This is a genomic window from Paenibacillus curdlanolyticus YK9 (genome assembly GCF_000179615.1).
Taxonomy (GTDB): Bacteria; Bacillota; Bacilli; order Paenibacillales; family Paenibacillaceae; genus Paenibacillus_T; species Paenibacillus_T curdlanolyticus.
This window is the reverse complement of sequence record NZ_AEDD01000009.1, coordinates 126,489-152,932: the sequence shown is the minus strand read 5'-3', so window position 1 is coordinate 152,932 and position 26,444 is coordinate 126,489. Positions and strand designations below refer to the sequence as shown.

Below are 26,444 nucleotides of genomic sequence, written 5' to 3'. Positions count from 1 at the left end.
CGGATTGGGAGATGATTCCTTGGAGGGTCATGTTTCAATATCGATCTGACGCGATTCGAGATGGAGGCGAGGGATACCATTGGGACAATCTGTCGATTGGTTTGTGATGCTCCTCACTGGCGCTTTGCTGCTTATTTGGATTTATCGGGCTTTATACAATTGGCTTCATGCCCCGCCGGGGATGAAACGATTAAGGCTAGGTAAGGGCGGCGAGTGGTCTGCGGATGAACCGAGCGTACATTTGCTTGAATCGAATGGCTATACAGTCACATCAGGCAAGCATCGCGTACCCATAACAATCGGTTGGAACGGCAGTCGGCTTCAATCTCGACTTTATATTGATTACGTCGCCGAGCGTGATGGGAACGTGTATGTCGTAAAATGCGCGCGAGATCGCCAGCCAATGGATTGGACAGGCAGCGGGATGAGAGATCGATTGATTGCTTACGCCCTCATGCTACCTGAGAGCAGCGGTGTTCTATATGTAGATGCGGTTGAACGAACCGTGCATGAAATTACGTTCGAACTTGGTGTTTCGGAACGATAAATGACAGCAGGAGGATATAAGGAATGAAAGGGTTACGTCATTTTAGAATTAGGGAAATTGTAACGAAAGAAGTTATTGAAACGCAAGATGAACTGGTGGAGGCGTTACGTACTGCTGGTCTGCAGGTAACGCAAGCGACGGTCTCGCGTGATATGAAGGAACTGCAATTGATCAAGGTTCCGACGGGAGACGGGCGGTACAAATATTCGTTGCCTGGCGATGCCCGTCAGAGCAACCCTATACACAAGCTTAAACGATCTTTAATTGATCATTTCATTCATATAGACTTCACGGATAATCTGGTCGTCATGAAATGCTCGCCAGGTACCGCGAATACATTGGGAGCGCTCATTGACAATATGGAGTGGTCCGAAGTAATGGGAACGATATGCGGCGATGATACGATACTCATCATATGCCGTACGCGTGAGCAGAGCGGAGAGGTTACCGAACGACTGCTCAGCTTATTAGAAGCCATGTAATTACTCAAAGGAGGTAGACGCTCGTGCTTCGCGAATTGTCGATTCGGAATTTGGCTGTCATTGAAGAGGTTACGGTATCTTTCCATAATGGATTTCATGTTCTGACAGGAGAAACAGGAGCGGGCAAGTCCATTTTGATCGATGCGCTTAGCCTTGTCGTAGGAGGACGCGGACATGCTGAGCTCGTCCGTCACGGCTGTGATCGAAGCGAGATTGAAGCGGTTTTCGATATGGCGGCTACTCATCCGGTTTGGGACGTATTGAATCGGAATGGTCTGTCAGCATCCCCCGAGGAGCTTCTTGTCATTCGGCGTGAGCTGAACGCACAAGGTAAATCTGTCAGCCGAATCAATGGACAAACCGTCAATTTATCGATACTGCGCGAAGCAGGCGAATGCCTTGTCAATATTCACGGACAGCACGAGCATCAATCTTTATTTCGAACGGAGAAGCATTTGGAGTGGCTCGATGCTTATGCAGGCGAACCGTTAGGGGACCGCAAACGGACGTACAGCTCATTGTATAGACAATATGAGTCGGCAAGGTCCGCCCTGCGTGAGCTCGAAGAAACGTCGCGCAAGCAAATGCAAATGCTTGATCTGTATCGATTCCAGCTCGAGGAAATCTCCTCTGCACAGCTTCAAGTGGGAGAAGATGAATCGTTAGCGGAAGAGAAACGCAAGCTAACTTATGCTGAGCGGCTAAGGGATAACGCTGCAGAAGCTTATGAGCTCCTGTATGGTCAGCAAGGCCTTGATGCAATCGGCAAAGCGGTGTCGAAGCTGGAGGATATTTGTTCGTTTGATAAATCGGCCATTGGTCCGTTATTGGAGCAGCTTCAATCGGCTTTTTATCAAGCGGAGGATGCGGGATATTCGCTTCGGGATTACCGCGATAGCATCGAAGCCGACCCCGAACGGCTTGCGTGGATAGACGATCGATTGAACATGATCCATCATCTCAAGCGCAAATACGGTGAAACAACAGCTGACATATTGACTTACTACAATAAAATCAAGACCGAATGCGAATGGCTCGAAAACCGCGATGAGCGTTTGCAGCAGCTGCGTGAAGAAGAGCAGCGGCTATATTCTAATGCGGTAACATTAGCGCATGAGCTGTCTTCACTCCGAGCGCATGCGGCAGGTCGGTTATCTACCGCAATCGAATCTGAGCTCCAGCAGCTGCAAATGGGCGGGACGATGTTCCGTGTCGCGCTTGAACAAACTTATAAGGATGACCAAGCAGAAGTGAAGCTTGGCCCTCATGGCATGGATGAGGCCGTGTTCCTGCTGGCTCCGAACCCGGGAGAGCCGTTAAAGCCGCTTGCTAAGATTGCTTCAGGGGGCGAAATGTCTCGTGTTATGCTGGCATTGAAAAGCATCTTTGCGGCAATTGATCAAATTCCTGTCCTTATTTTCGACGAGGTCGATACGGGCGTGAGCGGACGAGCTGCACAATCCATCGCAGAGAAGCTGTCATTGCTGTCGAACGGCTGCCAAGTGTTTTCGATTACGCACTTGCCGCAAGTTGCTTGTATGGCAGATCATCATTATGAAATTAGAAAGTCGGTCATCGAAAATCGTACGCGCACGTCCGTAACGGAGCTTACTCTTATCGGTCGTATCGAAGAGCTTGCGCGTATGCTCGGCGGCGTGGAAGTAACGGAAAAGACTCGTCATCATGCACAAGAAATGCTTGACTTGGCGCATCAGCGCAAAGGCGCGTAAAGAACCCAGAGAGGGAAGGTTTTGCGGGACATAAAAGAAACGGGGCGGGGTTACCTTATAGGTACGCCATTGGCGATTAGCCTTCATCACGACAAGCGATGGAACAGCAGGGAGCGTGAATACATTGAACTCCATCCAACGGAAGCGATGGTTCGGACTTGTCCTCGTTTTCTTCGTTTGCTTGATCGGGTCGTCTACTCCGTTTCAGCATTTGGCTGCATTTCCTGATGAACTCCGTTTGTTCTCCGGCCAACTCAAGCGACTGGATTACGGTGTACCCGTTCATGCAAAAATCACGGTTGATCCCGCAATGCTGCAAGTGAATGGTTCTTCTTCCCGTTCGATGTCAGTTGATCTGAACAAACCGCTTTCTTTGCAATCAACGAAAGCTGGAAGTACGGAAATGTCGCTGAAATTATTCGGTACCATTCCATTCAAGACGGTAAAGGTCAATGTCGTACCGGATCTGCATGTTATTCCGGGCGGACAGACGATTGGAGTGAAAGTGAAATCGGCAGGCATCATGGTCGTTGGTCACCATCTTGTGAACGAGGATAACGGCAAGAAAACATCGCCAGGTGAAGTGGCTGATGTGCATGTAGGCGATCTTATTACGATGGTTGACGGTACTGCCATTAATGATGTCCATAAGCTTGCAAGTGTCGTGGAACAAGCAGGCATTACCAAACGCCATCTGAAGCTTACGATCAAACGATCGGGCAAGCTTGTTGAGAGGCAGTTATTACCTTCCTATGATGTCGAGGATAAATCGTGGCGCCTAGGATTGTATATTCGCGATTCAGCGGCTGGCGTAGGCACGTTAACTTTTTACGCACCGGATCAGGGCGTTTATGGGGCACTTGGGCATGTCATTACTGACATGGATACGCAACTGCCAATTGAAGTTGGAGATGGTCAGATTCTTCAATCCCATGTGACATCGATTAATAAGAGCCAGCATGGTGAGCCTGGAGAAAAACGTGCGCAGTTTGTGAAACAGAGTAGAATTCTAGGCAATATTAAACGGAATACGCCATTCGGAATTTTTGGCGGTATGACGGATCAACCTGAGCATGGCTACGATAACCGGAAGGTGCCCGTTGCTTTTGCTGAAGAGGTAAAGGAAGGCCCGGCAGAAATCTGGACGGTTATCGATGGGCAGAAGGTTGAACGTTTTGATATTGAAATTGTTCATGTAACGAAACAATCCGTTCCAGCGACCAAAGGCATGGTGATTCGAATTACAGATAAGCGCCTGCTTGAACGAACGGGGGGCATTGTACAAGGGATGTCTGGCAGCCCAATTTTACAAAACGGCAAGCTAGTTGGCGCTGTTACACATGTATTTGTGAATGACCCGTCGAGTGGCTACGGTTGTTTTATTGAGTGGATGCTGCAGGACGCAGGCGTACTTCTCAAATCAGCGAACAAAAATCTCGAGGCGGCTTAATTGCCTTGAGATTTTTTTAATTTGTAGTTGTTTCAGCCGAGGTTGAAAAATGTCGCGAGATCGAGCGGATTTTTGTCGAATAGAAGCGAAACTTCAGCGTATATGTAATAAATTTTTTATTATAAAGCAGTCCCCACAAAAAATAAAGAAAAATAATTTTCGACAGAAGGAATTTAAGTAGGCTTGTCGAAAACTTAGGTTAGACGAGAAGGGCAGACGAACTTAGAATAGGCCATTTTGAAGGATAAAGGGAGGATCATACTTTGACTAAAATTGAAGTATTGCTGGCAGACGATAACCGGGAATTTACGAACTTACTTTCGGAATATATTTCCGAACAAAGTGATATGGTCGTTACCGGAGTGGCATACAACGGTGAGGAAGTTATTCAGCTGTTAGAAGATGCTCGAAAAGTGCCTGATGTGTTGATCCTTGATATCATTATGCCTCATTTGGATGGACTGGGCGTGCTGGAGCGGCTTAGAGAAATGAATCTGAATCCAGCGCCCAAAATTATTATGCTGACTGCTTTTGGTCAAGAGAATATTACACAAAAAGCGGTTCAGCTCGGTGCTTCCTATTACATTCTAAAGCCATTTGACATGGAGATTTTGGCAAACCGTGTTCGCCAGCTCGTTGTGAATACGAATGTTGTTTCGCAATCGACTTATACAAGCAGCTCCGCCATTTCAACAAAATCGAACGTGGTTCCGATCGCAAAAGGCAAAAATCTGGATGCGAACATCACGAGCATTATTCATGAGATCGGCGTTCCTGCCCACATCAAAGGATATCAATATTTGCGCGAAGCCATTACGATGGTGTATAACAATATCGAAATTCTGGGAGCGATTACGAAGACGCTCTATCCAGCGATTGCAGAAAAATTCAAAACAACGCCGTCACGTGTCGAGCGTGCGATTCGTCATGCCATTGAAGTTGCCTGGACACGCGGCAACATCGACAGCATCAGCCATTTGTTTGGCTACACGATCAACATTAGCAAGTCGAAACCTACGAACTCCGAGTTCATCGCGATGGTTGCGGATAAGCTCCGGATTGAGCACAAAGTAAGCTAAAATAAACATGCGATTCGCCCGTTCTTTAAATAGGAGAATGTCCAGCGATTTCAGCTGATTATCGGGAGCCTTTCTAGCCGTCATGGTTAGAGAGGCTTTTGTAATCATTTCGAAGCGTACAAATGAAAATAGCCCGAACGCTGTATATTGCGTTCGGGCTGTGAGTTAGTTTGTTGGTTTCGCTGGACGAGGGCGTTTTTTACGGAACCGAGGCGCAACATAATTATGCTTGCGATCTCGGAAGAAAATCCACCCTGCGATGAAACTGACGCCAATCGCAAACAGAACGAGTCCAACAATAAAAGTGAGCCATGCGAATGAAGGGGTGTTCGTTTCATTTCCAAAAGAGATGAAGTAATCGTATAGGGCGTCCTTCATTTTCAAAAATCCGTATGTAGCTGTAATCCCAGGAATAACAAGGATCAGAACAGCGATAAATCGTGCAGCGACGACGCTAGGTTGTGCCTTCATGGGGTCAAATTCTCCTCACTGATATGACATGCAATTTTTCATTAATTATGAAACTCATGCTCTATCATACCGTACTCTTTTTATGCTGTCTATTTTGTTTCAACCATGTTTTCCAACGTTAAAAAAAGGTACAATAGAGCCAGAGGCTGGAACAGATCTTTCATGCAATTGGATCATCCGGTATTATGGGAGCTTATGAGAGGGTGTTACTTGATGGCAATCGAAGTAGACGTGGCCGTCCTTGGCGGCGGGCCAGGCGGTTATACCGCAGCAATTCGTGCTGCCCAGCAGGGAAAGCGAACGGCTATTATTGAGATGAGCAAGCTCGGAGGTACTTGTTTACACCAGGGTTGTATTCCTAGTAAATCATTGCTGAGAAGCGCGGATGTTTATGCGACGCTGCTTAAAGCACATACATATGGCATTTCAGTTGCTGAAAACGCGATTTCGATTGATTTTGACCGGGTTCAGCAGCGTAAAGATCAAACTGTAGATCAACTGTATCGCGGGCTGCAGTCGCTGATGGCGAAATACGGCATAACGATCATTAACGGGAAAGGGCGCATCATTGGCCCGTCGATTTTTTCGCCAAGAAGCGGAACGGTGGCTGTTGAGCTAGCGGATGGAGAGATGGAATCTGTCGTTTCGAAGCACCTTATCGTAGCGACGGGCTCGCGACCGCGCCAAATTCCTGGGTTAGAAGCGGATGGCCGTTACATTTTGACAAGTGATGATGCGCTAAAGCTAGAAAGCTTGCCTGCCTCCATTATGATTGTAGGCGGTGGCGTGATCGGGGTAGAATGGGCGTCCTTATTAAATGATTTTGGTGTCGAGGTCACGATTGTTGAAGCATCGGATCGCATTCTGGCGACGGAAGATGATGATGTTTCTCGCGAAATGGCAAGGCTGCTGCGTAAGCGTGGCGTCAAGATTTTAACAAGCGTATCGTTAAAGGCTGACACCTGTAAAACGAACGAATCTGGACTGACTATAACGGCTGGAAGCGGGGAAGATGACCTCGAATTGCAAGCATCTTGCATGCTTGTGAGCATTGGTCGCATCCCGAATACGGAAGGGCTTGGCTTGGAAAATACGGATATTCGTACGGATGCGAATGGCTTTATCGTGACGAATTCCTTTTACCAGACAAGCGAACGCCACATCTATGCGATTGGCGACGTAATCGGCGGTGTTCAGTTGGCACATGCTGCCGCGCATGAAGGAATAGCCGCTGTTGAGCATTTGAATGGCGAGAAGCCTGATGCCATTGCCGGTCATCTCATCCCTCGCTGCGTATACGCGAGGCCGGAGACATCGTCTGTTGGCTGGACAGAGCGTCAAGCTCGTGAGAAAGGCATAGACGTGAAGGTTGCAAAAATGCCGTTTCAAGCGATCGGCAAGGCGATTGTTGCAGGCGAGACTGACGGATTTGTAAAAGTGATTGCAGATAACGAGACGAATGATATCATTGGCGTGCATATTATCGGGCTGCATGCAACGGATCTAATCGCTGAAGCCTCGCTAGCACAGCTGCTAGATGCAACACCGTGGGAAGTGGGCCAATCGATTCATCCGCATCCCACATTATCGGAGGCGCTTGGCGAGGCGATGTTAGCGTTGGATGGGGCCTCAACAGCATTTTAATGAAAATGCAGCAGGAGGGGACAGCAAGTGCAGGCGGGAGAAAACCCGCTGCGCAAGCTGTTTCCCTTTTTACTGAAGGTCGGTTATAATATATATGATCTAGTATTAGTACCTGGTTTTAATTTTTAACCGAATCGGTTAATCAGTAGAAGCGGCAGCGCGTTCTGAAGGAACGCGAAGGAGGGTTAACTGTATGAACGAGATGGAATCGAAAAAACAGGTGGCGCGTCATCATCAGGTTGGGTTAACCGATGAGAAAGCGATTGATATGTACCGCACGATGGTACTGGCACGCAAGTTTGACGAACGGGTATTGCTGCTCCAACGGGCTGGCAAAATTAATTTCCACGTATCGGGCATCGGCCAAGAGCCTGCACAGGTTGCTGCTGGCTTTGCGCTTGACCGCGATGTGGATTATTTCTTGCCGTATTACCGGGATTATGGTTTTGTACTCAGCGTAGGCATGACAGTCCGCGAGCTGATGCTGTCGGTATTCGCGAAAGCGGAGGATCCAAACAGCGGCGGCCGCCAAATGCCAGGCCATTTTGGCAGCAAAAGACTGCGCATTGTGACAGGATCGAGCCCTGTAACCACGCAAGTCCCGCATGCTGTCGGTATTGCGCTTGCAGCCAAGATGAGAAATGAAGCTTTCGTAAGCTTGGTCACCTTCGGAGAAGGCTCAAGCAATCAGGGAGATTTCCACGAAGGCTGCAATTTTGCAGGGGTGCATAAGCTTCCGGTTATCATCATGTGCGAGAACAATCAATATGCCATTTCGGTCCCTATACATAAGCAGCTTGGAGGCCGCATCGTGGACCGCGCAGCTGGTTACGGCTTCCCTGGCTTCCGTGTGGACGGCAATGACCCCCTTGAGGTGTACCGTGTCGTGAAGGAAGCGCGTGAAAGAGGCCTGAACGGCGAAGGGCCGACATTGATTGAAGCGATGATGTATCGGCTGTCGCCGCATTCCACTTCGGATAACGATTTGGCATACCGGACGAAAGAAGAAGTCGATGAGAACCGTGAGAAGGATGGCATTCCGAAGTTTAAGCAATATTTGCTTGAAGCTGGCATCTGGTCCGAGCAGCAGGAAGAACAGCTGCTGGCAGATATTCGAGTGATGCTTGACGAAGCAACGACTTATGCGGACAAAGCACCGTTCCCGACGCCGGAAAGCTCGTTGCTGCATGTCTATGACGGTGACGCGGAAGGGAGCAACTAAGTATGCCAGTTATGGAGTATATTGATGCGCTTCGTCTCGCGATGAAAGAGGAATTAGAGCGGGACGAGAATGTATTCATTCTCGGTGAAGACGTTGGATTAAAAGGTGGCGTGTTTACGACGACCAAAGGGCTGCAGCAGCAATTCGGCGAACATCGCGTGCTTGATACACCGCTTGCGGAATCCGCAATCGCAGGTGTTGCAATCGGCGCAGCAATGGTAGGAATGAAGCCGATAGCCGAGATGCAGTATTCAGATTTTATGTTCCCGGCAACGAATCAAATTATTAGTGAAGCGGCCAAAATCCGCTATCGGTCGAATAACGATTGGAACTGTCCGATCGTCGTTCGCGCGCCGATTGGCGGCGGCATTTTCGGCGGATTATATCATTCGCAATGTCCAGAGTCTGTCTTCTTCGGAACACCGGGCCTCAAAATTGTAGCTCCGTTTACACCTTATGACGCGAAAGGCTTATTAAAAGCAGCCGTTCGCGATCCGGACCCTGTCCTTTTCTTTGAAAATAAAAAATGTTATACGCTCATCACGGGCGAAGTGCCGGAAACGGATTATATCGTGCCGATCGGCGAGGCGAACGTACTTCGTGAAGGCGACGACATCACGGTTATTTCTTACAGTCTCCCGCTGCACTTTGCAATGGAGGCCGCTGCTGAGCTGCAAGAGGAAGAGGGCATTAGCGCTCATATTCTCGATCTTCGTACGCTGCAGCCGCTCGATAAAGAAGCGATCCTCGAGGCAGTCCGCCGAACAGGCAAGGTTATGATCGTCCATGAGGACAATAAGACGGGCGGCATTGGCGCAGAGGTTGCAGCTATTATCGCTGAGGAGTTGCTGTACGAGCTAGATGCTCCGATCATGCGAGTATGCGGACCGGATGTTCCGGCGATGCCGATTAATCCGCCAGGCGAGAAATTTTTCATGCTGAATAAACAAAAAGTGAAAGAGGCCATGCAACAGCTAGCTTTGTATTAATCAATAGGGCGGCAAGGCCAGTTGGGAGATGAATAGCCATGAAATCGTTGACCGAAATCGTCATGCCGAAGCTAGCGGAATCGCTCGTTTCAGCGACGATCGACAGGTGGCTGAAGCAGCCGGGCGATTCGATCGGCATGTATGAGCCTATCTGTGAAATCATAACGAATAAAGTAAATGCAGAAATTCCTTCGACCGTTAACGGCAAACTCGTAACGATCTTGGTTGGCAACGGGGAAGAGGTGCCGGTTGGAACGCCAATCTGCATTATTGAAACCGAGGATGCGAATGCAGCCGCTACTCCGGATGCAGCGCATGCGGCGGCTGAACCCGCTGGCGCAACGCTTCCCGTATACGGATCGCAGAAAGCTGCGAACACAGTAGCAGCGACTGGTGCGAGCGACCTTGAGGTAGCAGGTGGCGCTATGCACCATCGTTATTCGCCAGCCGTTCAACGTATTGCTGCAGAGCATGGCGTGGATCTTCAATTGATTCGCGGCACAGGCATGGGCGGTCGTGTAACGCGTAAGGACGTCATTACTTTCGTAACGTCGGGACAGCAGGTCGCTGCAGGCGGCGGCACGGTGACATCGATTCCAGCTACGAGCGTTGATCCCGCAGGAGCAGCGCAAGCCGAGCAGCAAGTGCGTACGACAGGTCTTCACCTGTCTGAGACGCCGCGCATTCCGCAAATCGAAGCGGAGACGGAAATCCCGGGCCGGGGCGAGCATTTCATTGACATCACGCCTATTCGCAACGCTATTGCACGGAACGTAAAGCAAAGCGTCACTGAAATCCCGCACGCGTGGATGATGATCGAGGTCGATGTCACGAACCTCGTTCAGCTGCGCAACAAGCTCAAGGACGAGTTCCAAAAACGCGAGGGCGTCAACTTGACTTATCTGGCATTTGTGCTGAAGGCAGTCGTGAATGCGGTTAAGGATTACCCGATCATCAACTCGACATGGGCGACGGACAAAATTATCGTAAAACGCGACATCAACATCTCCCTTGCTGTCGGTACGGAAGATTCGGTAGCAACGCCAGTTATCAAGAATGCGGATCAGAAAAATATCGCTGGCCTCGCTCGCGAAATCGACGACCTTGCACGTCGCGGACGTGAAGGGAAGCTGACGATGGCGGATATGGGTGGCGGTACGTTGACCGTAAACAATACGGGCTCCTTCGGTTCGATTTTGTCCTATCCGACCATTGTATACCCGCAAGCTGTCAACTTAACGTTCGAATCGATTGTGAAACGTCCAGTCGTCATTAATGACATGATCGGGGTCAGATCGATGGCGAATATGTGTTTGTCGCTTGACCACAGAATTCTCGACGGCGTCATTTGCGGACGATTCCTGCAGCGGGTCAAAGAGAATTTAGAAAGCTTCTCCATCGAGACGAAGCTGTACTAAGTTTGCATGCAGTTTTTAAACTATTTAGCAAGATGAAGCAGATGATGAAACGAGGCAGATGACGATGACGATAACAACACAATCGGATCGGCTCTTAACCGCTCGGTACATCCCGCTCATTGGTTACGCAGAAGCATGGGAGCTCCAGAAATCATACGTAACCGGCATTGATAAGGAGGAGCAGAGCGAGACGCTGCTCCTTCTTCAGCATCCGCCGACTTATACGCTAGGTTCGGATCGCCATCCCGAGCATCTGCTGCTGGATGAAGCGCAATTGCAAGAACAGGGCATTTCCGTGTTTGAAATCGACCGGGGCGGGGACATTACCTATCATGGACCTGGTCAATTGGTCGGATATCCTCTGTTGTATTTGCCTGCGGAAGGGTTGGACCTACACGGTTATCTTCGCCAGTTAGAGCAGGTCATTATCGATTGGCTTGCGGGATATGGCGTTGAAGGCGGCCGAAAAGAAGCTTATACAGGCGTATGGGTTGGGCATTCCAAAATTGCGGCAATTGGCGTCAAGTTTAATCGAGCGCGTACGCGCCGCGGGTTTGTGACGAGCCACGGATTTGCTTTGAATTTGAAGGCAGGCATAGGAGATGAAGGGTTTCAAGGCATTGTGCCGTGCGGCATAACGGAATACGGCGTAACCTCGTTCGAGGATTTGACGGGGCTTACGATGTCACCGGAACGGGCGGCTGAGGAGCTGCTTCCGCTATTTTGCCGCCAGTTCGGTTGTGTAGCGCCTTCCGGACTATTATCCGATAAACATCCAGCTGATGCCGGAGACAACGATTGATAAGAGCATCGCGGCAAGCATAAGCAAGACGACGATTTTGACAGTACGACTGCTGAACATTGACGTTTCTCCTTCCCATGATGGACACGGTTGAACCGCTTGTCTCTCTATCCTATCATAGATTAGAGAGATCGTTCACCTTGTGCGCACAGCTGTTAGAGAATAGACAAAGTTTGAATTTGAAATGGAGGGAATCCGTATGATTCAACGCGAACGGCTTATTCAGGAGTTTATGGAGCTTGTCCAGATCGATAGCGAAACGAAGCATGAGCAGCGCATTAGCGAGGTGCTCAAACAAAAATTCGCAGCACTGGGCTTGTCGCTTGAGGAAGATGATGCCGCAGCCAAAACAGGCCATGGCGCGAACAATCTGTTTGCCACGCTGGCAGCTAACGGTTCAGCCGATGCGCCGATTTTGCTGTTTACATCGCACATGGATACGGTAACGCCTGGCAATGGCATTAAACCGCAGCTGGATGCCGATGGTTATATTCGCTCGGATGGTACGACGATTCTCGGCGCTGATGACAAAGCAGGATTAGCTGCAATGTTCGAAGCGATTCGTGTATTAAAGGAACAAAACGTGCAGCACGGAGCCATCCAATTTGTAATTACGGTAGGCGAAGAGTCCGGATTGCTTGGCGCACGCGCGATGGATGGCTCCAAGCTTAACGCGAAGCTCGGCTTTGCGCTTGACTCCAATGGCGCGATCGGCGATATTGCTGTAGCAGCGCCAACGCAAGCACGCGTGACGATTAAGCTGCATGGCCGTTCTGCGCATGCAGGAGTTAATCCAGAGGACGGCATTAGCGCAATTCAAGTCGCATCCAAAGCAGTCGCGAGGATGCCGCTTGGCCGTATCGATAGCGAGACGACGGCGAACATCGGGCGTTTCGAAGGTGGCGGCGCCACGAACATCGTTTGCGACTATGTGAAGCTTGATGCGGAAGCGCGCAGCATCGTGCAGGATAAGCTGGATAAACAGCTCGTAGCGATGAAGGAAGCGGTGGAAGCGGCTGCGGCAGAGTTCGGTGCGCAAGCGGAGTTCGAGAGCGAGATTATTTACCCAGCCTTTAATTATACCGATGGCGACGAGGTTGTCGAATTGGCGAAAAAGGCGATCACGGCACTTGGCTTAACGCCTCGTACATTCCATTCGGGCGGCGGCAGCGACGCTAATATTTTCAACGGCTTGGGCATTCCGACCGTTAACCTGGCTGTGGGCTATGAGCATATTCATACGACCAAGGAGCAGATTAAAGCCGATGATCTAGTGAAGACGACTGAGCTTGTGGTAGAGCTAATCCGTCAAGCAGGTTCTGCAACATAATGAAAAGCGCGGGCAGCGCGAGCGGGCAAGAAGCCGCTCGACGATGCCCGCGCTTTTTATGTAAAAAGCCGAAGCAATTAGCTCGTTAGAACGAGATAGCTGCTTACATGCTTCTGCGTTATTTATTGGGGAGTGCGGCGTTTCAAATAATCGCCAAGCGTCAATGGGGCTGTGGAGGAAGGGGAGTGGCGGGTAGATAGCTCCTTCAGCTGGCGCCGAATCTCCCATCCTTTTCCGACCAGTCTTACGCTTTCATGCGCATAATATGATTTCATAACAATACGCCCCTTCCGCTTGGCTTGATTTGGTATAATGGAGCATATGCATCGTTGGGACAACGTATGACTGGTCTTCAACTACTACAACGAATGAGGGGATATAGAGATGAGCGAACAAAGGCTGGAAAGCTGGCAGGAGCGCACGATTAGTACGAAGCAGATTTTTGAGGGGAAGATCATCTCCTTGCAGGTAGATACGATAGAATTGCCGGACGGAGGACAGGCGACTCGGGAAATCGTGCGCCATCCGGGAGCAGCGGCTGTGCTCGCCTTACTGGATGACCGTATGCTTGTAGTGGAGCAGTTCCGCAAGCCGTTAGAAAAATTCCAAATCGAGATTCCAGCTGGCAAGCTGGATCCCAATGAAGATCCGATCGTATGCGCGGGCCGCGAGCTCGAAGAAGAAACGGGGTATCGCGCATCGTCGCTTCGACCGCTTAGCGCATTTTATACGTCGCCAGGCTTTGCAGATGAGAAGCTTTATATTTACTTGGCCGAAGGACTTGAAAAAGGCGAGATGAATCTTGATCAGGATGAGTACCTGCGGGTGGATGCCATTACGCTGGAGCAGGCTCTAGCCTATATTGAAGAGGGCCGAATTAGCGATGCGAAGACCGTATTGGCTGTCTATGCTTGGCGCTTGTATAAGCTGACTGGCGAGATCTAAGACATCTTGTGCGGCGCTTATGCTTTAGCCATGACGGGGCTCGTCATACATACTCTTGTCCAAACATACATTGAATGAGGAGTGGATATGGACAAGAGGTGATAGCTATGCGCTCGAATGGTTGGAAGCAGCGAACAGCTGACTCGCTAATGCTGTACGTATTTGTCGGCGTGCTGTTCGCTGTCGGCGTCGTATTCGGCGCTTTGGCTGTACATGCGCTCACGCTTGAGCAGCAGCAAAACTTATCCGGCGACTTGGATCGTTTTGTCAAGACGATGGAAGCTGGCATGTTTCCTGATGTAACGGACGCTTTTTGGTCGCGAACCGTATTTTATGGCAAGTGGATTGCATTGATCGGGGTGCTGGGCATGACAGTAGTCGGCCTTCCGTTCGTATTGGCATTGGATTTTCTGAAAGGCGCGCTTGTCGGCTTCGCGATTGGAACAGTCGTCAGCGAGCATGGCTGGAAAGGGATATTGTTCGCGCTTGCATCTGTTGTACCGCCGAATATGATCGTCGTGCCGGCGATTATGATCGCGAGCGTAGCGGCTTTGACCTTCTCGCTGCATGTCATACGGTATCGGCTGATGCAGAGCAAAGGGAAGCTGCGGCCTGCCTTTACATCGCTGTGTCTGATGCTTGTGCTGATGCTACTTGCAGTTTCAGCAGCCTCTTTGGTAGAAGCGTATGTATCGCCTGCGTTAATGCGCTGGGCAGCTCCATTGTTGATGGAATAGCGTCTTTCCGTTGATGAAGTTACGGTGTCGAAAGCTGTAAATCGTTTGACTTTATTTGCGATTAGCCCATATAATGAAAGCAAATGTTCCGGCAATGGGCGCAATACGTGTGCGAGGGGGGAAACCATGGAAGCCCGGATCGAGAAAATTAAACAGCAGCTGCAGTCGCAGGGCTACAAGTTAACCCCGCAGCGTGAGGCGACGGTTCGAGTTTTGCTTGAGAACGAAGAGGATCATCTGAGTGCTGAGGACGTCTTTATGCTAGTGAAGGAGAAGGCGCCTGAGATCGGATTGGCGACGGTATATCGGACGCTTGAGCTGCTTAGCGAGATGCATGTGGTTGAGAAGATGAATTTTGGCGATGGCGTTGCTCGCTATGATTTGCGAACGGATAGCAACAAGCACCATCATCACCATTTAATATGTGTGCAGTGCGGCTCGATGGATGAGATTATGGAGGACTGGCTAGGACCGCTCGAGGAGCGTCTTGAGCTTGAATTCGGATTTCATGTTGTCGATCACCGATTAGATTTTCAAGGGGTCTGCCATCGATGCCAGGCCAAGAATGAAGATGCAGGTACGGGGACGGCGCAGTCAGGTCGCACTTCGTAGTACAGGCAGCTTAGACAACAGGCGACTACCGCGGGAAACCGTGCGGTGGTCGCCTGTTTTTATTTTCGCTTTGTGCTAGCTTGCCGCGTCCGTGTTCGCGTCTGGGCACGTGTCCGTTTTGCTTTCCGACGTACCGATTGCGAGCGGGAAAAGACGTTTGCGTGTTTGTTCACAAGCGGCGGCGCGGAGGGAGCGATATTAGCGCCTGCACCGCACCCAGCAAGCTGCATCAAGCCGCTGCCTTGCGCCAAGCGGTTGTAGCCGGACAAGGTTTTTGCCCAGGCTTGGAGCTTTGACGATACGTCGGCTGGCGTTAGCGAGGAATCGCTGGCGAGCAGCAGTGCAGCTCCGCCGGTTACATGTGGACAAGACATGCTCGTGCCGGACATGATCTGATACCCATTGTTAAGAGCAGTAGAGCGAATGAGCGCACCGGGCGCCGTAATATCGATGCCCTCGCCCCGGCTGCTGAAGGAGGCGATTTCGTCATTTTGCGTAGAGGCAGCGACAGCAATCGTTTCGTCGAAGCTGGCGGGCTCGTCGATACGGCCGCTTTCCGCTCCGCTATTGCCGGCTGATGCAACGATGACAACCCCTTTCTTATACGCATTCTGAATCGCTTCTTGAAGCGCAGTGCTTTGTTCCCCGGGCATTAATCCAAAGCTCATATTAATGACATTGATTTTATTCTTTACACACCAGTTAATGCCTTGAATGATATCGGAAATATAGCCGAGCCCGTCACTGTCCAGCGCTTTGATCGCATAGAGCTTCGCTTTCGGCGCAACGCCGGGCTGCATGCCATTGTCGCCTGTCGCAGCAACGATCCCCGCAACATGCGTCCCATGACCATTATCGTCATAATACGATGAGCCGCCTGTCGTGTTCACGCCGCCGGCAATCGATAGATTGGAATGCTTGGCGATGCCTGTATCAATGATGCCGACCCGAATGTTTTCGCCTTCCGTTCGCGTCCATGCATCCGGCGCTTGTACGCGGCAAATGTTCCATGTTGCATGCTCAGGGCAGACGGATTCGTTATTTTTTCGGCCGCGATTTCGGGGTTTAGCAGCAGGCAGCACATGCGCATGAACCTTGGCGTCCCGCTCAATATATTTAATTCCTGCGGCGCGCGAAGCGATGCGAACCTGGCTGTTGAGATACCTTGCATCGAGATAACAGCATATGATTCGGTTTCTGCGTATCGTCTTAATGGGCTTAATCCCTTTGCTATTCATATAACGGATGAAACGAGCATAGGATTTTTCTCCTCGTAAGCCGATCAAATGCCGAGTTGTATATTTGGTAGCGGATGTTCGTACGCTTCGTCCGAATAGCTGCTCCAAGCGGAATTTGGTCAAAATTGTCGTCTCTCCTTCAAACGTTCCAAATGAGTACACATGAAGCTTACGGCTACACCTATTGTATGGGGCTCATGTCGTCCGAGCATGGGCAGGCGCCGTATGGCGCACATATTTTTGATAATGGGTGAGAAACGTATCGTGTAGGACTGTCATTGGACGTGCATGGCTCATACAACAATAAGAGGAGAGCTTGCATCAATCGACGAACGACCAATTGCGAGGAGGAATCAGGATGCGAGTCGGAGTGCCAACCGAAATCAAGAACAGCGAGTATCGCGTAGCGCTGACACCCGCAGGCGTGGAGATTTTGAAAGCAGGCGGGCATGAGGTGATCGTTCAGAAGGGAGCGGGGGCAGGAAGCGGCTTCGCTGATCATGCTTATGCGGATGCAGGCGCAGAGCTGGCGGATCGAGCAGAAGACGTTTGGCAAACAGCCGACATGATTATGAAGGTAAAAGAGCCGCTGCCGGAGGAGTACGACCATTTTAAACCGGATATGCTGCTCTTTACTTATTTGCATCTGGCAGCTGCTCCTGCTCTCGCTGCGGCACTTGTCGAGCGAGGCGTAAGCGCCGTCGCGTATGAGACGATTCAGCTGCCGGGAGGAAGCCTTCCGCTTCTAACGCCTATGAGCGAGGTAGCCGGGAGAATGTCGGTCCAGCTTGGCGCGCAGTATTTGGAATCCTTTTATGGCGGACGCGGCGTATTGTTAGGAGGCGTTCCCGGCGTCGCGCCCGCAGATGTCGTCATAATTGGGGGCGGGATCGTCGGAACGAACGCTGCCAAAATCGCGCTGGGGATGGGAGCGAACGTCGCTATTTTGGAAAAAAGCACGGACCGGATGCGTTACCTCGACGATGTGTTTGGCGGACGACTTCGCACGCTGGCGTCGAATCCGCAAAATATCGCCGGCGCGGTTCGAAAAGCGGATTTGTTAATTGGCGCCGTTCTAATTCCGGGGGCGAAGGCGCCGCATCTGGTTACCGAGGAGATGGTGCAATCGATGAAGAAGGGCTCCGTCATCGTTGACGTTGCCGTGGATCAAGGGGGATCCATTGCCACCGTCGACCGGCCGACGACGCATAAGGACCCGGTATATGTCAAGCATGATGTGATCCATTATGCAGTCGCGAACATTCCAGGCGCGGTTCCGCGCACTTCCACTTTGGCGCTGACGAACGTGACGATTCCGTACGCCCGCATGCTTGCCGACGGCGGCTTAGCCGCAGCTGTCAAGGATGAGGCGCTTCGCAAAGGAGTCAATACGTACAACGGTGCGGTGACGAACGAAGCGGTGGCGGATGCGGTCGGGCTGCCTTACGTGCCTTTTCATTTGATCTAAGTAGTCATCCGCTTCCTCATTCGCATGAGACTGTGATTCGTTCCGAATGAACGGGCCTCTAGGCGCATATGGTGTACCTATAGGATAAGCAGTCACATGGGGGGCGAGAGCGGATGGTCGTTTCCGTACGCAAATGGTTTGGCCATATTTTGTTTCTATTGACCTTTATTCTTCTGACGATAATGACATTCGGCGGGTATCGATGGCTTATCGATGTTATATCGCCTGTAGATCCATATCGCGAGCCGCAGGGGCAAGCTTTAAAGGTATCCGGACAAATCCATTCCCCTGAAGGCGGAACGATGGGCGATCGGCTGCGCTGGTTCTATTGGTACGGCGAATAGCTTCGTTAGGCAGGAGATTTCGCTTTGCCTGTTGAATACATGGGTGATCGACATCATTCACTTTCAGAAGGGATAGCTGGGCAAATGGAGACGGAATTGCAATCGTTTCTGCGCGACTGGCCGGCAGACCGATCATTATCGGAAAGCACGCTCATGTCCTATGAACGGGACTTGAGGCATTTTATCCGGTTTGCAGCCGATGCTGGAATTAGTGCGCCCGAACAGGTGCAAAAGCATCATATGGCACGCTATTGGCTGACGCTGCGGCAAGAAGGCCGCAAGAATGCGTCATTATCCCGTTATCGGGTCTCGCTCCGCGCTTTTTTTCGGTATTTGATGGACAAGCAGCGTGTAACAGCAGATCCAACTGCCGATATGGACGCGCCAAAGCCGGATAGTCCGCCACCGCGTATCTTAACGGCTGTTCAGGTCGAGCTGCTTCTAGCATCGCCCGATCCGGCAGAACCGTCTGGCCTTCGCGATTCAGCTATATTAGAAACGATGTATGCGACGGGCATTCGCGTATCAGAGTTGATCGCGCTGGATTTGGAGCATGTTCACGTGTCGCTTGGATTTATTCGTTGTTCAGCGAACGCCAAAGAACGGATTGTGCCAATCGGACGAGCCGCATCAGCCTCGTTAGAAGCTTATTTGCAATCGGGCCGGGAGCGGCTGCTTCGCGATAATTCGGAGGAGCAAGCGGTATTCATCAATCGCCGAGGCGAAAGGATGACACGGCAAGGGCTTTGGAAAATTGTAAAAAAACATGCAGCGCTAGCAAGCATCGAGGGCGATTTGACGCCTCATTCGCTACGTCACTCGTTCGCTGCGCATTTGCTTGAGAATGGTGCAGATGTGCGAGCGGTACAAGAGATGATGGGTCATGCCGGACTTGCTGCTACGCAAAAATATGTTCATTTGACGAAGTCCCGCATGAAGGAAGTATATGAACGCTCACATCCTAGAGCAAGGTAAGCTTGCCGACAGCTAGCGTAGGCACAGTGAAGCAACTTGCAAGGCGAGCGGTGCGTGGGAGAGAGGAGTGACTGACGCATGCGGTTTCAACGCATCGCACTTATTGTGCTGGATAGCGTAGGCATAGGAGAGCTGCCTGACGCGCCGGCATTCGGAGATACAGGGTCCCATACGTTGGGCCATATATTAAGAGAGAAGCCGGATCTTAAGATGCCGCGGCTTCGCAGATGGGGCCTTGACCGGATTGCAGAGCTGCCCGGCTGGCAGCCTTGCAGCGAAGAGCCGGCCGCTTTCTACGGTAAGATGTCCGAGGCTTCTGTTGGCAAAGACACGATGACCGGACATTGGGAAATCGCGGGATTGAAGGTTGAAATTCCTTTCCAGACTTTCCCGAACGGCTTTCCGGATGAATTAATCCATGCCTTCGAAGAGCAGACGGGAAGAAAAGTGATCGGCAATAAGCCGGCCAGCGGAACCGCCATTTTGGATGAGCTTGGCGAAGCGCATATGGAAACAGGCTCCTGGATCGTGTATACGTCTGCGGACAGCGTCTTCCAGATTGCTGCCCATGAGGAAGTCATTCCGCTGCAGGAGCTGTACCGCGCTTGCGAAATCGCTCGAGCGCTCACGAGAGATGAACGGTTCGCAGTAGGCCGCGTCATCGCGCGCCCCTTCACGGGAACGCCAGGCGCGTTCGTCCGGACGCCGAATCGGCATGATTACGCGTTGAAGCCGCCGGCGCCGACTGTATTGAATACGCTGCAAAACGAGGGCTACGACGTCATCGCCGTGGGCAAAATCCGTGATATTTTTGATGGGGAAGGGATCTCGGAATCGTTTCCAACGAAGAGCAACGACGACGGCATTCAACGAACGTTGAATCTGCTTGAAACAAGCTTCGAAGGTCTGTTGTTTACGAATTTAGTCGATTTCGACTCCCTGTATGGCCATCGCCGTGACCCTATCGGATATGGTCATGCGCTCGAGGCTTTCGATCGGGCGGTGCCGGAGCTGGAGAAAAGGCTTGGCCCGAGCGATTTGCTGATCATTACGGCCGATCATGGCAATGATCCCGTTCATGCAGGTACCGATCATACGCGAGAATATGTTCCGCTGCTGCTCTATAGCCCAGCGTTTGTGACGCCTGGCGATGTTGGGATCCGCGCCACTTTTGCTGACATTGCAGCAACGATTGCAGATAACTTTGGCGTTACGCCGCCGCCTAATGGGGAAAGCTTGCTTCATTTATTAGGCTGATTCGTGCGTTGAAGCGCCATAAAACATGTGGGAGAGGATGATTGGATTGTCGAATCATGCAGGAGAAACACTACCAAACGAAGCATATGCGGAAGCAGCAGCATACCTAACCGCTCAAACCTCAATTAAACCAGAGATTGGATTGATCCTTGGATCGGGGCTTGGCGTATTAGGCGACCATTTGACCGAAGTTACGACAATTCCTTACGCGAGCATTCCTCACTTCCCTGTTTCGACGGTTGAAGGCCATGCGGGCGAGCTGATGATCGGTTATTTGAACGGCCGTCCGGTCGTGCTCATGAGGGGCCGCTTCCATATGTATGAAGGCTACGGGCCTGAATTGACAAGCTTCCCCGTTCGTGTCATGCAATCGCTCGGCGTTGCCAAGCTGATTGTAACCAATGCGGCTGGCGGCATCAATACGGGGTATGATCCAGGCGATCTTATGCTCATTACCGATCATATTAACTTAACGGGACGCAATCCGTTGATCGGCGCAAACGATGATCGGTTCGGCGTGCGCTTCCCGGATATGTCAGAGGCTTATAGCCGTAAATTCCGTGCGATCGCACAGGAAACGGCGCAGGCGAGCGGCTTCTCGCTTCGAGAGGGCGTATATGTAGGCGTGTTGGGTCCTTCCTACGAGACGCCGGCAGAGATTCGGATGATGCGTACGCTGGGAGCCGACGCGGTAGGCATGTCGACGGTTGCCGAAGTCATTGCGGCGCGCCATTGCGGCATTGAGGTGCTCGGCATTTCATGCATCAGCAACATGGCTTCCGGCATTCTGGATCAGCCGTTGTCGCATGATGAGGTTATCGAAACGACAGAACGCGTGAAAGCTCGTTTTCTGAAGCTCGTGTCGGAGGTCGTAACGAAGCTTTAAGGATCAGTATTTGTCGAAATACAGAAGATAATAGTTCCGCTCCGCCGACCGATTTTGACAGACTTTCAAACCGATCGGTATTATAATTGCTATGATTATAGGAGTGGAGTGAAACGATATGGAAAACCAATTGCTCGAACGAGTAGAAAAGCTTCGCGGCATTATGGTAGATGCCGTGTTGAGCCGACAGACATTCCAGCACCGGGAGGTGCTGCATTTGAGCCAAATGCTTGATACATTAATCGTGCAGGCACAAAACGAGCAGCATCGGACCCGTGTGCTAATGAAAGCCTCAACAGAGGAGGGTTAACTAGCAGATGCGGGCAGTGGATTTGATTCATAAGAAGCGCGATGGGGAACAGCTGACGTTCGCCGAAATTGATTATTTAATAAAAGGCTATTGCCAAGGCGAGATTCCGGATTATCAAATGTCCGCCTGGTCAATGGCTGTTTTTTTTAGAGGGATGACCAAGAAAGAAACCGCGGATCTGACGATGGCTATGGCGCATTCCGGTGATACGGTTGATCTGGGCGCTATTCATGGGCTGACAGCGGACAAGCACAGCACTGGCGGCGTGGGCGATAAAACAACGTTGGTTGTCGCGCCGCTTGTCGCAGCAATTGGCGTTCCAGTAGCTAAAATGTCCGGCAGAGGGCTTGGCCACACCGGCGGTACAATTGACAAACTCGAAGCAATAGAGGGCTTCCGCACCGAGCTGCAGCGCGATGATTTTTTTGCCCAAGTGAACGATATCGGCTTGGCAGTCATTGGCCAATCCGGCAATCTGACGCCTGCGGACAAGAAGCTGTACGCGCTCCGGGATGTGACAGCCACAGTCGAGTCGATTCCTCTTATCGCAAGCTCTGTCATGAGCAAAAAAATCGCGGCCGGCGCTGATGTGATCGTGCTCGATGTGAAAGCGGGCAGCGGCGCATTCATGAAATCGCTGGAGGATGCGGAGCATTTGGCGCGAGCGATGGTTGATATCGGCACGGAAGTCGGCAGACGGACGGCAGCAGTTATTAGCGATATGGACCAGCCGCTGGGCGCTGCGATTGGCAATGCTTTAGAGGTAGCGGAAGCGATCGCGACGCTGAAGGGACAAGGCCCCAAGGATTTGGAGCGGCTCTGCTTAACGCTTGCTGCCCATATGGCGGTGCTTGCGGGAAAGGCCGGTTCGATCGAGGAAGCGGAGCTTATTTTGCGTGAAGCGCTTCGTTCTGGCGCAGCGCTCGACAAGTTCCGTGCGCTGGTCGTCGCACAGGGCGGCGATCCTTCCATGGTCGATCAGCCAGATCGTTTGCCCGCAGCCACAGCGTTTGTCGAGGTCAAAGCGGAATCAAGCGGATGGGTGACGGGCATTCAGGCGGAGCAGCTCGGGCTTGCAGCAATGAAGCTGGGAGCAGGACGCGCGACGAAGGAAGCAGCCATCGACTATGCTGTCGGGATGTTGCTGAAGAAAAAAGTAGGAGATGCCGTTTCGTTAGGGGAAACGCTTGCTGTGCTGCATACGCATGAGGGGTATGTCGGATTGGATGCGATTATGAGCGAGACAGCCGCAGCGTTTACGATTGACTCGGCTCAGCCAGAGGCCAAGCCGCTTCTGCTGTCCATCGTGACAGCGGATGAGACGCGCCGCCTATAGGTACAGAAATTCAGGGGTTGCTCCATTAGCCGTCAAGGCAGTGGGGCAGCTCCTTTTTTCTTTTGTCACAAGAAATGGAATATATTGCTGAGCTCCTGACCATAATGAAGAGGAAAAAGCTGGCCGCTGTCTGTTCGTATTAAGCAGTATCACCTCTCTGGTATTGCTCCGAATGGAGGGCTGGGCCGCATCATGCTCAGGAGGGATCATTCTTGTTGAAATCAATCTGTACCAAACTACTCATCAGCGCTGTGGCGCTCGCGCTAGTTGTTCCTGCTGCATCAGCAGCGGCTGCAGAGCCTGCTGCACAGAAGCAATCCGCTGCAGCTCCGAACGCCGCATTGGCGCCTTCGGCTCGCTCCGCTGTACTGATGGATGCGGATAGCGGAACCGTCATTTTTGACAAAAACAGCCATGATCGACTGCCGCCAGCCAGCATCACGAAAATTATGACGATGCTGCTCATTATGGAGGCGCTTGACGACGGGCGGCTCAAGCTTACAGATAAAGTTTCGGCCAGCGAATACGCTTCTTCCATGGGCGGCTCGCAGATTTTCCTTGAGCCGGGCGAAGAGATGTCCGTAGATGAGATGATCAAAGGCATTGCACTCGCTTCAGGCAACGATGCTTCGGTCGCAATGGCGGAGAAAATCGGAGGCTCGGAAGCGGAGTTCGTCAAGATGATGAACGAGAAAGCGCAGCAGCTCGGCATGAAGGATACGCATTTTGCCAACTGCAACGGTTTGCCGGTAGCGGATCATTATTCATCGGCTCATGATATTGCGATTATGTCGAGAGAGCTGCTCAAGCATACGCAAATTACGAAATATACAGGCATGTACCAGGATTATTTGCGCAAAACGTCCGAGAAGCCGTTCTGGCTCGTGAACACGAACAAGCTGGTTTGGTTCTACACAGGCGCAGACGGTCTGAAAACAGGCTTCACGAACGAAGCGAAATTCTGTCTTTCTGCAACCGCACGCCGGGACGGGCTTCGCGTTATTGCTGTCGTAATGGGCGAGCCGAACACGAAGACGCGCAACGCGGAAGTGTCATCGATGCTTGACTATTCGTTCGCTCAATACTCCAACTACTCGATCTTCAAGCAAGGCGATGCCATTGGGAAGGTCAAAATTGAGAAGGGCGCCGTTCCGGAGCTGGAGCTGAAAGCAACCCATCCTTATAGCGTTCTCATGCGCAAAGGCGCGTCCAAAGACAATATTCGCTATGAGCTGAAGCTGAATAATGCATTGAAGGCTCCAATTAAGATCGGCGATCCGATTGGTCGAATCGTCGTTTACCAAGGCGAACAGCAGCTGTCCGAGTTCGAGGTGCAGGCGCCAGTGTCCGTGGCAAAAGCGGGCTGGTGGACGATGTTCAAGCGCACTTGCGGCGGATTGTTTAGCTAGGGCGTGTCAGAAAACCCGCTCGAGGTCATCTTGCACCGCCTTTTCTCCCCCTGCTGGACGCGCCCTGTGTAAGCGTTTTTTGTCGGCTCATAGCGCTGGGGTTCTAGTTTTGTCGTGAGGCAGGAATGGCAAGGGCTGGCGGAGAATTCCATGTTCATAACGGGGAGGAGTGAACAGGATATGAGTCTTCAAGTGGAATTGGAGCATCGCCGCAATGTGTTGATCGTAAGGCTCAAAGGAGAGCTGGATCATCATTCGGCTGATGTCGTCCGTTACAAAATGGAAGATTCAATTATGAACGGAAACGTCGATCATGTGGTGCTCAGCTTAAAGGAATTGCTCTTCATGGACAGCTCCGGTCTCGGCGTCATCCTCGGCCGATATAAGCAGTTGAAAGCCAAGGGCGGCAAAATGGCGGTCTGTGATGTGAATAAGAGCGTGTATCGTTTGCTGGAGCTATCAGGTTTGTTCAAGATTTTGGCGATTCACGATAATGAGCGCAGCGCGCTCACGAGTCTGGAGGTCGTATCATGAATGAGACGAACGTTGCCAATTCGATGAACCTGACATTTTCGGCTCGCAGCGAGAATGAGGCGTTTGCCCGCATCACCGTTGCTGCCTTCATCTCGCAGCTTGATCCGACGATGGAGGAGCTTAATGATTTGAAGACCGTCGTATCCGAAGCCGTGACGAATGCGATTATTCACGGTTACGATAGCGATCCGCTTAAATTCGTAACCATCGAAGCGTCAATCGAGAATGAGACGATTCATTTGGTAATCAGTGACGAGGGCAACGGCATCGAGGATCTCGAGCTTGCCCGCCAGCCGTTGTACACCTCAAAGCCAGAGCTTGAGCGCTCGGGCATGGGATTCACGATTATGGAAAATTTCATGGATCAATTTGAAGTAACGAGCGAATCCGGCCGGGGCACGCGTATCGCTATGACCAAGCGGATTGAATCGAAAAAAGCGCTTTTTAATTAAGCGCATAGGGGTTGGACCTCATGGATGTCGATTTGAAGCAAACGGCGCAGCCGTATTTGGAAGACGCGGAAGTGAAGCGTCTGATCGCCTTGAGCCAATCCGGCGACAATGTGTCGCGCGATACGCTCGTGCATTGCAATATCCGACTCGTATGGTCGGTCGTACAGCGGTTTATGAACCGCGGCTACGAACCGGAGGATCTGTTCCAGATCGGCTGTATCGGCTTGTTGAAGTCAGTCGATAAGTTCGATTTATCCTACGACGTCAAATTTTCAACCTATGCGGTTCCGATGATTATCGGGGAAATTCAACGGTTCCTTCGTGACGACGGCACGCTCAAAGTGAGCCGATCCTTGAAGGAAACGGCGAACAAGGTTCGCAAAATGAAGGACGAGCTGTCCAAGACGCTTGGCCGGCTGCCGACGATCACGGAAGTTGCGGAAGGGCTCGGGATTACGCCGGAGGACGTCGTATTCGCGCAGGAGGCGAATAAGCCGCCGACATCGATTCACGAAACGGTGTTCGAGAATGACGGGGACCCGATTACGCTAATGGATCAAATCGCTGACGATTCCCAGGAGCGATGGTTCGATAAGCTCGCGTTAGCCGAAGCGATTGAAGGGCTTGCGGAGCGGGAGCGATTAATCGTCTATCTTCGCTACTATCGGGACCAGACGCAGTCCGAGGTGGCGAGCCGGCTTGGCATTTCGCAAGTCCAAGTGTCGCGGCTCGAGAAAAAAATATTGCAGTTGATCAAAGACCAAATCGCCCAATAAC

At 51.4% G+C, this 26,444-nt stretch carries 28 protein-coding genes; 25 read left to right on the top strand and 3 right to left on the bottom strand.

Annotated elements, in window-relative coordinates:
• Positions 1-79 precede the first annotated feature (79 nt).
• The 5 genes from PAECUDRAFT_RS16970 (at position 80) to spo0A (ending at position 5,288) form a co-directional block, all read left to right on the top strand.
• A complete protein-coding gene (locus PAECUDRAFT_RS16970; protein ID WP_006039357.1) occupies positions 80-547 on the top strand; it encodes a hypothetical protein in 468 nt (155 codons plus the stop codon).
• A gap of 23 nt (positions 548-570) precedes the next feature.
• Positions 571-1,029, top strand: a complete 459-nt coding sequence (gene ahrC, locus PAECUDRAFT_RS16965) for a transcriptional regulator AhrC/ArgR (RefSeq protein ID WP_006039356.1) — start codon at positions 571-573, stop codon at positions 1,027-1,029.
• A 23-nt stretch (positions 1,030-1,052) separates the two neighbouring features.
• Positions 1,053-2,759 carry a DNA repair protein RecN gene (gene recN / locus PAECUDRAFT_RS16960; protein ID WP_006039355.1) on the top strand — a complete coding sequence of 569 codons (1,707 nt, stop codon included), beginning with the start codon at positions 1,053-1,055 and terminating at the stop codon, positions 2,757-2,759.
• A gap of 124 nt (positions 2,760-2,883) precedes the next feature.
• Positions 2,884-4,209, top strand: coding sequence for a SpoIVB peptidase (gene spoIVB / locus PAECUDRAFT_RS16955; protein WP_006039354.1), 1,326 nt, complete (start codon positions 2,884-2,886; stop codon positions 4,207-4,209).
• Between the two features lie 263 nt (positions 4,210-4,472).
• The gene (gene spo0A, locus PAECUDRAFT_RS16950) at positions 4,473-5,288 is read left to right on the top strand and encodes a sporulation transcription factor Spo0A (protein ID WP_006039353.1); all 816 of its coding nucleotides are present in this window, start codon (positions 4,473-4,475) and stop codon (positions 5,286-5,288) included.
• A 165-nt stretch (positions 5,289-5,453) separates the two neighbouring features.
• On the opposite strand, the gene PAECUDRAFT_RS16945 is transcribed toward spo0A, so the two are convergent.
• On the bottom strand, positions 5,454-5,759 hold the full coding sequence (locus tag PAECUDRAFT_RS16945) for a DUF2627 domain-containing protein (RefSeq protein WP_006039352.1): 306 nt from the start codon (positions 5,757-5,759) through the stop codon (positions 5,454-5,456).
• A gap of 213 nt (positions 5,760-5,972) precedes the next feature.
• Here PAECUDRAFT_RS16945 and lpdA point away from each other — a divergent pair, with 213 nt between their 5' ends.
• The 6 genes from lpdA (at position 5,973) to PAECUDRAFT_RS16915 (ending at position 13,164) form a co-directional block, all read left to right on the top strand.
• Positions 5,973-7,403 carry a dihydrolipoyl dehydrogenase gene (lpdA, locus tag PAECUDRAFT_RS16940; RefSeq protein ID WP_040713006.1) on the top strand — a complete coding sequence of 477 codons (1,431 nt, stop codon included), beginning with the start codon at positions 5,973-5,975 and terminating at the stop codon, positions 7,401-7,403.
• Positions 7,404-7,596: 193 nt separating this feature from the next.
• On the top strand, positions 7,597-8,625 hold the full coding sequence (locus PAECUDRAFT_RS16935; protein WP_006039349.1) for a thiamine pyrophosphate-dependent dehydrogenase E1 component subunit alpha: 1,029 nt from the start codon (positions 7,597-7,599) through the stop codon (positions 8,623-8,625).
• A 2-nt stretch (positions 8,626-8,627) separates the two neighbouring features.
• Entirely contained in the window at positions 8,628-9,614 is a 987-nt protein-coding gene (locus tag PAECUDRAFT_RS16930; protein ID WP_006039348.1) for an alpha-ketoacid dehydrogenase subunit beta, read from the top strand.
• A gap of 38 nt (positions 9,615-9,652) precedes the next feature.
• Entirely contained in the window at positions 9,653-11,032 is a 1,380-nt protein-coding gene (locus PAECUDRAFT_RS16925) for a dihydrolipoamide acetyltransferase family protein (RefSeq protein WP_006039347.1), read from the top strand.
• 64 nt (positions 11,033-11,096) lie between these two features.
• Positions 11,097-11,834 carry a lipoyl(octanoyl) transferase LipB gene (gene lipB, locus PAECUDRAFT_RS16920; protein WP_006039346.1) on the top strand — a complete coding sequence of 246 codons (738 nt, stop codon included), beginning with the start codon at positions 11,097-11,099 and terminating at the stop codon, positions 11,832-11,834.
• A gap of 199 nt (positions 11,835-12,033) precedes the next feature.
• The gene (locus tag PAECUDRAFT_RS16915; RefSeq protein ID WP_006039344.1) at positions 12,034-13,164 is read left to right on the top strand and encodes a M20/M25/M40 family metallo-hydrolase; all 1,131 of its coding nucleotides are present in this window, start codon (positions 12,034-12,036) and stop codon (positions 13,162-13,164) included.
• Between the two features lie 122 nt (positions 13,165-13,286).
• Here the strand turns inward: PAECUDRAFT_RS16915 and mciZ are convergent, their stop codons facing one another.
• On the bottom strand, positions 13,287-13,439 hold the full coding sequence (gene mciZ / locus PAECUDRAFT_RS25350; RefSeq protein ID WP_083814185.1) for a Z-ring formation inhibitor MciZ: 153 nt from the start codon (positions 13,437-13,439) through the stop codon (positions 13,287-13,289).
• Between the two features lie 109 nt (positions 13,440-13,548).
• Here mciZ and PAECUDRAFT_RS16910 point away from each other — a divergent pair, with 109 nt between their 5' ends.
• The 3 genes from PAECUDRAFT_RS16910 to fur all read left to right on the top strand — a co-directional run bounded on the left by PAECUDRAFT_RS16910 (position 13,549) and on the right by fur (position 15,458).
• Positions 13,549-14,109 carry an NUDIX domain-containing protein gene (locus PAECUDRAFT_RS16910; RefSeq protein WP_006039343.1) on the top strand — a complete coding sequence of 187 codons (561 nt, stop codon included), beginning with the start codon at positions 13,549-13,551 and terminating at the stop codon, positions 14,107-14,109.
• A 107-nt stretch (positions 14,110-14,216) separates the two neighbouring features.
• The gene (spoIIM, locus tag PAECUDRAFT_RS16905; RefSeq protein WP_006039342.1) at positions 14,217-14,846 is read left to right on the top strand and encodes a stage II sporulation protein M; all 630 of its coding nucleotides are present in this window, start codon (positions 14,217-14,219) and stop codon (positions 14,844-14,846) included.
• Between the two features lie 126 nt (positions 14,847-14,972).
• A complete protein-coding gene (gene fur / locus PAECUDRAFT_RS16900; RefSeq protein ID WP_006039341.1) occupies positions 14,973-15,458 on the top strand; it encodes a ferric iron uptake transcriptional regulator in 486 nt (161 codons plus the stop codon).
• Positions 15,459-15,517: 59 nt separating this feature from the next.
• On the opposite strand, the gene PAECUDRAFT_RS16895 is transcribed toward fur, so the two are convergent.
• Positions 15,518-16,819 carry a S8 family peptidase gene (locus PAECUDRAFT_RS16895; RefSeq protein ID WP_006039340.1) on the bottom strand — a complete coding sequence of 434 codons (1,302 nt, stop codon included), beginning with the start codon at positions 16,817-16,819 and terminating at the stop codon, positions 15,518-15,520.
• Between the two features lie 235 nt (positions 16,820-17,054).
• Between PAECUDRAFT_RS16895 and ald the strand changes: the two genes are divergently transcribed.
• The 11 genes from ald to sigF all read left to right on the top strand — a co-directional run bounded on the left by ald (position 17,055) and on the right by sigF (position 26,443).
• Positions 17,055-18,164, top strand: a complete 1,110-nt coding sequence (gene ald / locus PAECUDRAFT_RS16890) for an alanine dehydrogenase (protein WP_006039339.1) — start codon at positions 17,055-17,057, stop codon at positions 18,162-18,164.
• 113 nt (positions 18,165-18,277) lie between these two features.
• Positions 18,278-18,508 (top strand): DUF4227 family protein, encoded by a 231-nt coding sequence (locus PAECUDRAFT_RS16885; RefSeq protein ID WP_006039338.1) that lies wholly within the window; start codon positions 18,278-18,280, stop codon positions 18,506-18,508.
• 84 nt (positions 18,509-18,592) lie between these two features.
• Positions 18,593-19,483 (top strand): tyrosine recombinase, encoded by an 891-nt coding sequence (locus PAECUDRAFT_RS16880; RefSeq protein WP_040713003.1) that lies wholly within the window; start codon positions 18,593-18,595, stop codon positions 19,481-19,483.
• Between the two features lie 78 nt (positions 19,484-19,561).
• Positions 19,562-20,740, top strand: a complete 1,179-nt coding sequence (locus PAECUDRAFT_RS16875; protein ID WP_006039336.1) for a phosphopentomutase — start codon at positions 19,562-19,564, stop codon at positions 20,738-20,740.
• Between the two features lie 46 nt (positions 20,741-20,786).
• The gene (locus PAECUDRAFT_RS16870) at positions 20,787-21,626 is read left to right on the top strand and encodes a purine-nucleoside phosphorylase (protein WP_006039335.1); all 840 of its coding nucleotides are present in this window, start codon (positions 20,787-20,789) and stop codon (positions 21,624-21,626) included.
• Positions 21,627-21,744: 118 nt separating this feature from the next.
• On the top strand, positions 21,745-21,936 hold the full coding sequence (locus tag PAECUDRAFT_RS16865; RefSeq protein ID WP_006039334.1) for an aspartyl-phosphate phosphatase Spo0E family protein: 192 nt from the start codon (positions 21,745-21,747) through the stop codon (positions 21,934-21,936).
• Between the two features lie 7 nt (positions 21,937-21,943).
• Positions 21,944-23,272, top strand: coding sequence for a pyrimidine-nucleoside phosphorylase (locus PAECUDRAFT_RS16860; RefSeq protein ID WP_006039333.1), 1,329 nt, complete (start codon positions 21,944-21,946; stop codon positions 23,270-23,272).
• A 212-nt stretch (positions 23,273-23,484) separates the two neighbouring features.
• Positions 23,485-24,681, top strand: coding sequence for a D-alanyl-D-alanine carboxypeptidase family protein (locus PAECUDRAFT_RS16855; RefSeq protein ID WP_006039332.1), 1,197 nt, complete (start codon positions 23,485-23,487; stop codon positions 24,679-24,681).
• A 180-nt stretch (positions 24,682-24,861) separates the two neighbouring features.
• Positions 24,862-25,215 carry an anti-sigma F factor antagonist gene (gene spoIIAA, locus PAECUDRAFT_RS16850; protein WP_006039331.1) on the top strand — a complete coding sequence of 118 codons (354 nt, stop codon included), beginning with the start codon at positions 24,862-24,864 and terminating at the stop codon, positions 25,213-25,215.
• Positions 25,212-25,667, top strand: a complete 456-nt coding sequence (gene spoIIAB / locus PAECUDRAFT_RS16845; protein WP_006039330.1) for an anti-sigma F factor — start codon at positions 25,212-25,214, stop codon at positions 25,665-25,667. The genes spoIIAA and spoIIAB overlap by 4 nt, the downstream gene beginning before the upstream one ends.
• A 20-nt stretch (positions 25,668-25,687) precedes the next feature.
• Positions 25,688-26,443: an RNA polymerase sporulation sigma factor SigF gene (sigF, locus tag PAECUDRAFT_RS16840; RefSeq protein WP_006039329.1), complete on the top strand. Its 756-nt coding sequence runs from the start codon at positions 25,688-25,690 to the stop codon at positions 26,441-26,443.
• Position 26,444 lies beyond the last annotated feature (1 nt).

What these genes read in the sequence shown, in the direction of transcription:
- PAECUDRAFT_RS16915 (WP_006039344.1), top strand. Translation starts at nt 12,034, where the DNA reads ATGATTCAACGCGAACGGCTTATTCAGGAGTTTATGGAGCTTGTCCAG.
- PAECUDRAFT_RS16945 (WP_006039352.1), bottom strand. Translation starts at nt 5,759, where the DNA reads ATGAAGGCACAACCTAGCGTCGTCGCTGCACGATTTATCGCTGTTCTG.
- PAECUDRAFT_RS16910 (WP_006039343.1), top strand. Translation starts at nt 13,549, where the DNA reads ATGAGCGAACAAAGGCTGGAAAGCTGGCAGGAGCGCACGATTAGTACG.
- spoIIAB (WP_006039330.1), top strand. Translation starts at nt 25,212, where the DNA reads ATGAATGAGACGAACGTTGCCAATTCGATGAACCTGACATTTTCGGCT.
- sigF (WP_006039329.1), top strand. Translation starts at nt 25,688, where the DNA reads ATGGATGTCGATTTGAAGCAAACGGCGCAGCCGTATTTGGAAGACGCG.
- spoIIAA (WP_006039331.1), top strand. Translation starts at nt 24,862, where the DNA reads ATGAGTCTTCAAGTGGAATTGGAGCATCGCCGCAATGTGTTGATCGTA.
- spoIIM (WP_006039342.1), top strand. Translation starts at nt 14,217, where the DNA reads ATGCGCTCGAATGGTTGGAAGCAGCGAACAGCTGACTCGCTAATGCTG.
- fur (WP_006039341.1), top strand. Translation starts at nt 14,973, where the DNA reads ATGGAAGCCCGGATCGAGAAAATTAAACAGCAGCTGCAGTCGCAGGGC.
- mciZ (WP_083814185.1), bottom strand. Translation starts at nt 13,439, where the DNA reads ATGAAATCATATTATGCGCATGAAAGCGTAAGACTGGTCGGAAAAGGA.
- PAECUDRAFT_RS16875 (WP_006039336.1), top strand. Translation starts at nt 19,562, where the DNA reads ATGCGGTTTCAACGCATCGCACTTATTGTGCTGGATAGCGTAGGCATA.
- ahrC (WP_006039356.1), top strand. Translation starts at nt 571, where the DNA reads ATGAAAGGGTTACGTCATTTTAGAATTAGGGAAATTGTAACGAAAGAA.
- PAECUDRAFT_RS16925 (WP_006039347.1), top strand. Translation starts at nt 9,653, where the DNA reads ATGAAATCGTTGACCGAAATCGTCATGCCGAAGCTAGCGGAATCGCTC.
- PAECUDRAFT_RS16865 (WP_006039334.1), top strand. Translation starts at nt 21,745, where the DNA reads ATGGAAAACCAATTGCTCGAACGAGTAGAAAAGCTTCGCGGCATTATG.
- PAECUDRAFT_RS16930 (WP_006039348.1), top strand. Translation starts at nt 8,628, where the DNA reads ATGCCAGTTATGGAGTATATTGATGCGCTTCGTCTCGCGATGAAAGAG.
- PAECUDRAFT_RS16860 (WP_006039333.1), top strand. Translation starts at nt 21,944, where the DNA reads ATGCGGGCAGTGGATTTGATTCATAAGAAGCGCGATGGGGAACAGCTG.
- lpdA (WP_040713006.1), top strand. Translation starts at nt 5,973, where the DNA reads ATGGCAATCGAAGTAGACGTGGCCGTCCTTGGCGGCGGGCCAGGCGGT.
- PAECUDRAFT_RS16885 (WP_006039338.1), top strand. Translation starts at nt 18,278, where the DNA reads ATGGTCGTTTCCGTACGCAAATGGTTTGGCCATATTTTGTTTCTATTG.
- PAECUDRAFT_RS16880 (WP_040713003.1), top strand. Translation starts at nt 18,593, where the DNA reads ATGGAGACGGAATTGCAATCGTTTCTGCGCGACTGGCCGGCAGACCGA.
- ald (WP_006039339.1), top strand. Translation starts at nt 17,055, where the DNA reads ATGCGAGTCGGAGTGCCAACCGAAATCAAGAACAGCGAGTATCGCGTA.
- PAECUDRAFT_RS16935 (WP_006039349.1), top strand. Translation starts at nt 7,597, where the DNA reads ATGAACGAGATGGAATCGAAAAAACAGGTGGCGCGTCATCATCAGGTT.
- lipB (WP_006039346.1), top strand. Translation starts at nt 11,097, where the DNA reads ATGACGATAACAACACAATCGGATCGGCTCTTAACCGCTCGGTACATC.